This window comes from Cellulosimicrobium cellulans, from assembly GCF_001722485.1.
GTDB classification, from domain to species: Bacteria; Actinomycetota; Actinomycetes; order Actinomycetales; family Cellulomonadaceae; genus Cellulosimicrobium; species Cellulosimicrobium cellulans_A.
Genome location: NZ_LWGL01000138.1, coordinates 1 through 8,505 on the forward strand (window position 1 = coordinate 1; position 8,505 = coordinate 8,505).

Annotated in this window: 7 protein-coding genes and 2 pseudogenes; all 9 read left to right on the top strand. The window is 76.5% G+C overall.

From position 1 onward, the window contains the following. A pseudogene (locus JZ5iCDA_RS13370) lies at positions 1-899 on the top strand (hypothetical protein); the annotation flags it as partial. Beyond that, complete coding sequence (locus JZ5iCDA_RS13375) at positions 896-1,918, top strand: HAD-IIA family hydrolase (RefSeq protein WP_069387619.1); 1,023 nt, start codon at positions 896-898, stop codon at positions 1,916-1,918. The pseudogene JZ5iCDA_RS13370 and the gene JZ5iCDA_RS13375, both read left to right, overlap by 4 nt. Before the next feature lie 198 nt (positions 1,919-2,116). Continuing rightward, entirely contained in the window at positions 2,117-2,335 is a 219-nt protein-coding gene (locus JZ5iCDA_RS13380; RefSeq protein WP_069387620.1) for a hypothetical protein, read from the top strand. A 2-nt stretch (positions 2,336-2,337) separates the two neighbouring features. Continuing rightward, positions 2,338-3,234: a TlyA family RNA methyltransferase gene (locus JZ5iCDA_RS13385; protein WP_069387621.1), complete on the top strand. Its 897-nt coding sequence runs from the start codon at positions 2,338-2,340 to the stop codon at positions 3,232-3,234. Then, positions 3,231-4,181, top strand: coding sequence for an NAD kinase (locus JZ5iCDA_RS13390; RefSeq protein WP_069387622.1), 951 nt, complete (start codon positions 3,231-3,233; stop codon positions 4,179-4,181). Before JZ5iCDA_RS13385 ends, JZ5iCDA_RS13390 begins: the two co-directional genes overlap by 4 nt. A 2-nt stretch (positions 4,182-4,183) precedes the next feature. Continuing rightward, complete coding sequence (recN, locus tag JZ5iCDA_RS13395; protein WP_069387623.1) at positions 4,184-5,920, top strand: DNA repair protein RecN; 1,737 nt, start codon at positions 4,184-4,186, stop codon at positions 5,918-5,920. Positions 5,921-5,926: 6 nt separating this feature from the next. After that, positions 5,927-7,111: a putative cytokinetic ring protein SteA gene (gene steA, locus JZ5iCDA_RS13400; protein ID WP_069387624.1), complete on the top strand. Its 1,185-nt coding sequence runs from the start codon at positions 5,927-5,929 to the stop codon at positions 7,109-7,111. 121 nt (positions 7,112-7,232) lie between these two features. Continuing rightward, entirely contained in the window at positions 7,233-8,291 is a 1,059-nt protein-coding gene (locus JZ5iCDA_RS13405) for a copper transporter (RefSeq protein WP_069387625.1), read from the top strand. Between the two features lie 2 nt (positions 8,292-8,293). After that, a pseudogene (locus tag JZ5iCDA_RS13410) lies at positions 8,294-8,505 on the top strand (hypothetical protein); the annotation flags it as partial.

Genomic DNA, 8,505 nt, shown 5'->3' on the forward strand with positions numbered 1-8,505 from the left:
GTGCAGGCGCCGGCGAGCGGCGCGGGCACGCGCCCCGAGCGGGCGCGGCGCGCGACCGGGCGCAGCGTCCGGACAGCCGTCCCGAGCCCCGTCATCCTGCAGGCCCCCCGGTCGCGGAGGACGTCACGATCTCCCAGCTGGACCGGGCGGCTCGCGGGCGGCTGCGCACGCTCAGCAAGGAGACCGCCGAGGTCGTCGGCAAGCACCTCGTCATGGCGGGGCGCCTCATCGACACGGACCCCGAGCTCGCGTACGAGCACGCCCAGGCGGCCGTGCGTCGTGCCGGACGCGTCGACGTCGTCCGGGAGGCGGCAGGCCTGACGGCCTACCGCACCGGGCGCTACGCCGAGGCCCTGCGCGAGCTGCGGACGGTCCGTCGCCTGAACGGCTCCTCGGAGCACCTCGCGATCATGGCGGACTGCGAGCGCGGGCTCGGCCGCCCCGAGCGCGCTCTCGCGCTCGCCGCCTCGGACGAGGCGCGCACGCTCGACGAGGTGGCCCGCACGGAGCTCGCCATCGTGGTGAGCGGTGCGCGCGTGGACCTCGGAGAGCTCGACGCCGCACTGGCGGTCCTCGACCACGTGCCGGCGGCCGGCACGCGCGGTGAGCTCGGCGTGCGCGTGCTGCAGGCGAGGGCGGCGGTGCTCGAGCTCGCCGGCCGCGCCGACGAGGCCGCAGAGATCCTGGCGGGCCTCGACGCGTCGACGCTCGGCGCGTCCCTCGACGCGGACGAGGACGTCGTCGTCTACGACCTCGCGGACGAGAGCGACGACCTGACGGACGAGGGTGACGACGCCGCGGAGGCGCCCGCCGGCGACGTGGTGACGAACGAGGAACCGGGCGGCGACGCCGGGGCCGGACCGGACGAGCGCCCGGCGACGGAGGAGGAGGCCCGGTGAACGCCGGACTGCTGGCGAGCGAGGAGCCGCTCGCCCGACGCTACGACCTCGCCCTCGTCGACCTCGACGGCGTCGCGTACCGGGGTCACGACCCGATCCCGCACGCCGCGGAGAGCCTGACCGGCGCCCGCTCGGCGGGCATGCGGCTCGTGTTCGTGACGAACAACGCCTCGCGCGAGCCGGGCTCCGTCGCGGACCAGCTCACCGGCCTGAGCATCCCCGCGACCGCCGACGAGGTCATGACCGCGGCCCAGGCCGCGGCCGCGCTGCTGCGCACCCGCCTCGAGCCGGGGGCGCGCGTCCTCGTCGTGGGCGGCGCAGGGCTCGTCACCGCCGTGCGCGCGGCCGGCTTCGAGGTCGTGGACACCGCGGACGCGGAACCGGTCGCCGTCGCGCAGGGCTTCGCCCCGGAGCTGGGCTGGAGGCAGCTCGCCGAGGCGGCGTACGCCGTCCAGCGGGGCGCGTGGCACGTCGCGAGCAACCTCGACCTGTCCCTGCCGACCGAGCGCGGCTTCGCGCCGGGCAACGGTGCGCTCGTCGGCGCGGTGCGCGCCGCGACGGGCGTCGAGCCGGACAGCGCGGGCAAGCCGACGCCGGCGATGTACCGGCTCGCCGTCGAGCGCGCGGGCGCGAGCGCGCCGCTCGTCGTCGGCGACCGGCTCGACACCGACCTCGCGGGCGCACGCGCCGGTGGCTACCCGGGCCTGCACGTGCTCACGGGCGTGAGCACCGCGCGGGACGCGGTCCTCGCCGCGCCCGGGCTGCGGCCCGACTACATCGGGGAGGACCTGCGGTCCCTCCACCAGCCGCACCCGGCGCCCGAGCCCCGTGCCGACGGCTGGTGGGCCTGCGGCGACAGCGCGGTGCGGGTCGAGGACGGGCGCCTCCGGCTCGACGTGGCCGGTCCCGCGACCGTCGACACGGTGCGGGCCGCCGCTGCGGCGGCGTGGGAGGCAGCCGACGCGGGCCGGCCCGTCGAGGAGGCCGGCGTCCCCGACCTGCCGGTCGGCCGGCACTGACGCCCAGCGGTCCGGAGCGACGGCTGCTGGACCGTCGCCCGGGCCGCCGGCGGCCTGTGGACGACGGCGTCGACGTCCCCGTCCCGGCCCGTCGCGTGGGACGCTACGGTTACGGTTGGCCGGGACCGCCGCGCGGGTGCGTGAAGCAGTGCGCGCGAGGCCGGGCCCTGCGAGGAACGATCCGGAAGGCGAACACACATGGCGGACGAGCACGGCCCCCTGCTCGGGGCGTCGGCGGGAGACGAGACCCGCCCCGGCGCGGCACCCGTGCCCGGTCCGCCGCGTCCGCGCGGGACGCTCGACGACGTGCTGAGCCGGCTGGACGGGCTCGAGGCGCTGCCCACGGCGGCGCACGTCGAGGTGCTGGAGGCCGTGCACGCCGCGCTCGTCGCCGACCTGGCGCGCACGGAGGACTGATCGTGAGCGAGCGCCCCGGCGCGCGCCTGGACAGCGAGCTCGTGCGGCGCGGGCTCGCCCGCTCGCGACGCCACGCGGCCGAGCTCGTCGCGGCGGGACGGGTGTCGCGCGACGGCACCCCGGCGACGAAGCCGTCGCTCGCCGTCGACGCGTCCGTCGACCTCGAGGTGCTCGCCGACCCGGACGACCCGGAGTACGCCTCGCGCGCCGGTTTCAAGCTCGCGGGCGTCCTCGAGGCCCTCGCGTCGCTCCCCGCGGACGGCGCGGTGCGCCCGCCCGTGGTCGACGACGCGCGCTGCCTCGACCTGGGGGCGTCCACCGGCGGCTTCACCGACGTCCTGCTGCGCGCCGGTGCCCGGGAGGTCGTCGCGGTCGACGTCGGCCACGACCAGCTCGTGCCCGAGCTCCGCGCCGACCCGCGCGTGACGCTCCACGAGGGGCTCAACGTCCGCGAGCTCCTTCCCGAGCACGTGGGGCTGGCGCCGGACCTCGTCGTGGCGGACCTGTCGTTCATCTCGCTCGCCATGGTGCTCCCCGCGGTCGCGGGCGTCGTCGCGCCGGGCACCCACCTGCTGCTCCTCGTCAAGCCCCAGTTCGAGGTGGGCCGGGAGCGTCTCGGCAGCGGCGGCGTCGTCCGGGATCTCGCGCTGCACGCCGAGGTGGTGGCGGCGGTCGCCGGCCACGCGGTGCGGGCAGGGCTGCGGCCCGTGGCGGTCGTGCCGAGCCCGCTGCCCGGGCCGAGCGGCAACCGCGAGTACTTCTGGTGGCTGCGCGCGGGCGACGCGGGCGGTGTCGAGGACGCCGCGGTCGAGCTGGCGGCGGGACGTGCCGTGGCGTGGGAGCCCGGTACGGCGGCGGGACCCCCGCCGGTCGTGGTCGTCACGGGAGGGGCGTCGTGACGCGCCGCGTGCTCATCGTCACGCACGGTGGTCGTCCCGAAGCGGTCGTCGCCCTGCGCGAGGCCGTGCGCGAGCTCGAGGGCGCCGGCTTCTCCGTCACCCTGCACGACGACGACCTCGCCGAGAGCTTCGGCGACCACATGGCGCGGGCACGGGCGCGCGAGGGAGTGACCGAGTCGGAGGTCGTCGTCGTCCTCGGCGGCGACGGCACGATCCTGCGCGCGGCCGAGCTCACGCACGGCACGGACGTCCCGCTGCTCGGCGTCAACCTCGGGCACGTGGGCTTCCTCGCGGAGAGCGAGCGCGAGGACCTGCACGCTGCCGTCGCCCGGCTCGCGTCGCGCGACTACGCGGTCGAGGAGCGCACCGTGGTCGACGTGCGCGTGCACCTGCCCGAGGGCGGCGAGCCCCTCACCGGCTGGGCCCTCAACGAGGCGACCGTGGAGAAGGCGCAGCGCGAGCGCATGATCGAGGTCGCCATTGGCGTCGACGGGCGCCCCGTGTCGTCGTTCGGCTGCGACGGCGTCGTGACGGCGACGGCGACCGGGTCCACCGCGCACGCGTTCTCCGCCGGCGGGCCGGTGATGTGGCCCGAGGTGGACGCGGTGCTCGTGGTGCCGCTCGCGGCGCACGCGCTCTTCGCGCGCCCGCTCGTCGTCGGGCCCCGGTCCACGGTGACGGTCGACGTCCTCCCGCGGTCCGCGTCGCCGGGCGTGCTGACCTGCGACGGGCGCCGGCGGATCGACCTGCCGAACGGCTCGCGCGTCGAGGTGCGGCGCAGCGACACCCCGTTGCGCCTCGCGCGGCTGAGCACGGCTCCGTTCACCGACCGGCTGGTGTCGAAGTTCTCGTTGCCCGTCGTGGGCTGGCGCGAGCGCGCGGCGGACCCGTCCGCACGCGCCGCCGCGTCGTCTCGGCCGCGCAGCACGACCCGAGAGGAGGAGTGAGGATGCTCGAGGAGATCGCGATCGAGAACCTCGGCGTGATCCGGTCCGCACGCGTGCCGCTCGGCGCCGGCCTGACCGTCATCACGGGGGAGACGGGCGCCGGCAAGACGATGGTGCTCACCGGCCTCGGCCTGCTCATGGGCGGCAAGGCGGACCCGGCGACCGTGCGGCCCGGCGCGGCGTCGGCCGTCGTGGAGGGGCGCGTGCGCGTCGCCGACCGGCCCGCGGTGCTCCGGCGCGTTGACGACGCAGGCGGCGACGTCGACGACGACGGCACGGTGCTGATCCTGCGCACCGTCGCGGCCGAGGGGCGCTCCCGGGCGCACCTCGGGGGCCGCAGCGTCCCGCAGGGCGTGCTCGCCGAGCTCGCGGACGACCTCGTCACGGTGCACGGGCAGTCGGACCAGCTGCGCCTGCGCACGCCCAGCCACCAGCGGGCGGCGCTCGACGCGTTCGCCGGCCCGGGGCACCACGAGCTGCTCGAGCGGTACCGCGCGGCGTGGACGGAGCGCACGGCGCTCCAGGCGGAGATCGACGACCTCACGGCGCGCGCGGGCGAGCGAGCCCGCGAGGCCGAGCTCCTGCGGCTCGGGCTCGCCGAGGTCGAGCGGGTGGACCCGCAGCCGGGCGAGGACGTCGAGCTCACCGCGCTCGTGGCGCGGCTCGGGAACGTCGAGGAGCTGCGCGTGGCCGCGCAGCTCGCGCACGACGCGGTCGCCGGCGACGACGCCGCCGAGCAGCAGGAGACGGCCGTCGTGGCGGTCGACCGGGCGCGGCGCGCGCTCGAGTCGGCGGCGCACACCGATCCCGCGCTGGGGCGGTTCGCCGAGCGGCTCGCGGAGGTGGGCTACGTGCTCGCGGACGTCGCGACCGAGATCTCGGGCTACGTCGAGGACCTCGCGGCGGACCCGGGCGGCCTCGAGACGGCGCACGCCCGCCTCGCGGAGCTCGGCACGCTGACCAGGAGCTACGGAGAGACGATCGACGACGTGCTCGCGTGGGCCAGCGACGCCGGCCTGCGCCTGCTCGACCTCGACGACGGCGGGGAGCGGCTGCGGGCCGCGACCGAGCGGCGGGACGCGCTCGACGCCGAGCTCGGGCAGGTCGCGGCGGCGATCACCGGGTCGCGCGAGCGGGCGGGCGCCGCGCTCGCGGCCGCGGTGACCGACGAGCTGCGCGGTCTCGCGATGAGCGGGGCCAGCCTCGTGGTCGACGTCGCACCCGCCGAGGAGCCGGGCCCGTGGGGCGCCGACACCGTGACGTTCTCGCTCGCGGCCCACGCGGGCGCGCCGGCCCGGCCGCTGGGCAAGGGGGCGTCGGGCGGTGAGCTGTCCCGCGTCATGCTGGCGATCGAGGTCGCGCTGGCCACGGCGGCCGTGGCCGGGGACGAGGACGGGCCCGCGCTGCCGACGTTCGTGTTCGACGAGGTCGACGCCGGCGTGGGCGGCCGCGCGGCCGTCGAGGTGGGGCGTCGCCTCGCCGCGCTCGCACGCAGCGCGCAGGTCGTCGTCGTCACCCACCTCGCGCAGGTCGCGGCCTTCGCCGACGCGCAGCTCGTCGTCACGAAGTCGTCGACGGCGGACGGCGAGGGCGCCGGGGTGACGGTCACGGGTGTGCAGGAGGTCACGGGGGAGGACCGCGTGCGCGAGCTCGCGCGCATGCTCTCGGGCCAGGAGGACTCCGAGGCGGCGCTGCGCCACGCGCACGAGCTTCTCGAGTCGTCGGTCGTGGGACGATAGGCGACGATGAGACTGACCCTGCGCAAGAGCACGCCGCCCCCCACCGGCCCCGACACGCTCGGGCCGGCCAAGGTCGACTCGCGGACCAAGGCGCTGACCAAACGGCTGCAGCCGGGGGACGTCGCGGTCATCGACCACGTCGACATCGACCGGGTCGCGGCCGACGCCCTCGTGGCGGCGCGCCCCGCCGCGGTCCTCAACGCCGCGAAGTCGGTGTCCGGCCGCTACCCGAACCTCGGCCCGGAGATCCTCGTCGAGGCGGGCATCGTGCTCGTCGACGACCTCGGCCCGGCGATCATGGCGGTCGCGGACGGGACCGAGCTCCGGCTCGACGGCGACGGCGTCTACGTCGGCGACGACCTCGTCGCCGAGGGCGTCGTGCAGACCCCGGCGACGGTCGCGCAGAGCCTCGAGGAGGCGCGCGCCAACCTGTCGGTGGAAATCGAGTCCTTCGCCGAGAACACGATGGACTACCTGCGGCGCGAGCGCGACCTGCTCCTCGACGGCGTCGGCGTGCCCGACATCCGCACGCCGATCGAGGGCAAGCAGGTGCTCATCGTCGTCCGCGGCTACCACTACCGCGAGGACCTCGCGACGCTGCGCCCGTACATCACGGAGTACCGCCCCGTGCTCATCGGCGTCGACGGCGGCGCGGACGCGATCCTCGACGCGGGCTGGAAGCCCGACATGATCGTCGGCGACATGGACTCCGTGTCGGACCGGGCGCTGAGCAGCGGCGCGGAGATCGTCGTGCACGCCTACCGCGACGGCAAGGCGCCGGGGCTCGAGCGCGTGCGCGAGCTCGGCGTGGACCCCGTCGTGTTCCCGGCGACGGGCACCAGCGAGGACATCGCGATGCTCCTCGCCGACGACAAGGGCGCCGAGGTCATCGTGGCGGTCGGCACGCACGCGACGCTCGTCGAGTTCCTCGACAAGGGGCGCGCGGGCATGGCGAGCACGTTCCTCACGCGGCTGCGCGTCGGCGGCAAGCTCGTCGACGCGAAGGGCGTCTCGCGCCTGTACCGGCAGCGCATCTCGAACCTGCAGCTCACGCTGCTCTCGCTCGCCGGGCTGTTCGCCGTCGTCATGGCCCTGTGGTCGACGTCCGCCGGCCAGACGTTCTTCGGCCTGCTGGGCGCCCGGGTCGACGACTTCACCTCCTGGGTCGGCGCCCTGTTCGCGGGCGGCTGAGGCCCCGGCCGTCCGGCGGCGCCGTGCGCGGTGCCGCGGACGCGCGCCGCCCTCCTCGTGAGGGCTCTCGCCACGCCCGATCCCCGTACCAGCAGCACACACCGAAGGACACCGCCGCACAGTGATCGACTTCAGGTACCACATCGTCTCGTTGATCTCGGTCTTCCTCGCGCTGGCCGTCGGGATCATCCTGGGTGCGGGGCCGCTCCAGGGCGCGATCGGCGAGCAGCTCACCGGCCAGGTCGAGCAGCTGCGCGTGGAGCGCAACGAGCTGCGTGACGAGCTCGACCGCGCCAACGTGACCGTCGAGAACGGGGCGCGCTTCATCGAGGCGGCCGGGCCGCAGCTCGTGGCCGACTCGCTCCCGGAGCGTCGTGTGGCCGTCGTCGACCTCGACGGGTCCGCGGGGGAGCGCGACGAGGAGATCGCCGCGCAGCTCGACGCTGCGGGTGCGAGCGTCGTCGCGCACGTGAGGCTCACGGACTCGTGGACGAGCGAGGACGAGGAGAGCGCGCGCGACACGGTCGCGAACGGGCTCGGTGACAGGATCGGCGAGGTCCCCGAGGACGCGACGGCGGACCAGCGCCTCGCCCGGGCGCTCGCGCTGTCCCTCACGGGCGCGTCGGCGCAGGACCCCGACACGCGCAGCCCCGAGGCGGTCGAGCTGGAGTCCCAGCTCGCGCGCTTCGACCTCGTCGAGGTCGTGGAGGAGCAGGTCGTCCCGGCGGACGTCGTGCTCCTGCTGGCCGGGCCGGGCCCGGAGCAGACGGCGGAACCCGGTGCGCAGACCCCGGAGGCCGCCGCGCCGTCCACCTACGTCGTCGACATCGAGACGGACGTCGCGGTCGCCGCGCAGGACGTCGCGCAGGCCGCGCTGGTCGCCGGTCCCACCGCCGTCCCGGGCGACCTCGTGTCGACGATCCGCGGCAGGGAGGAGCTCGCCTCCACGGTGTCCACGGTGAGCGGGATCGAGGCCGAGCCGGGGCAGATCAGCGTCCCCCTCGCCCTCGCGGCGCGCCTCGCGGACCAGGTGGGGCACTTCGGGTTCGAGGAGAACGCGACCGCGGTGCTGCCGCCCGCCGTCGAGCTCCCGCCCGTCGTGCGCACGCCGGTCGTCACGGGCGAGGCCCAGGGCGTCGTCGACGACAGCGTGGCGGCGGGCGACGAGGGCGAGGGCTGACCGTGGGACGACGCGGGACGACCGTCCTCGCCGCGGCCGTGGCCGCGGGCGTGACCGCCGGCGCTCGGCGCGTCCTCGGCTCGCGCCCGCCGGGCGGCGAGGCACGGTGGACGCGCACCAACCACCGCGGCGAGCCGATCAGCCTGCTGGAGGGGCCGTCGGTCGCCGCCGGGCTCGTCGCGGGCGCGCTCGTCGGCGGCAGCGACGGGCGCGC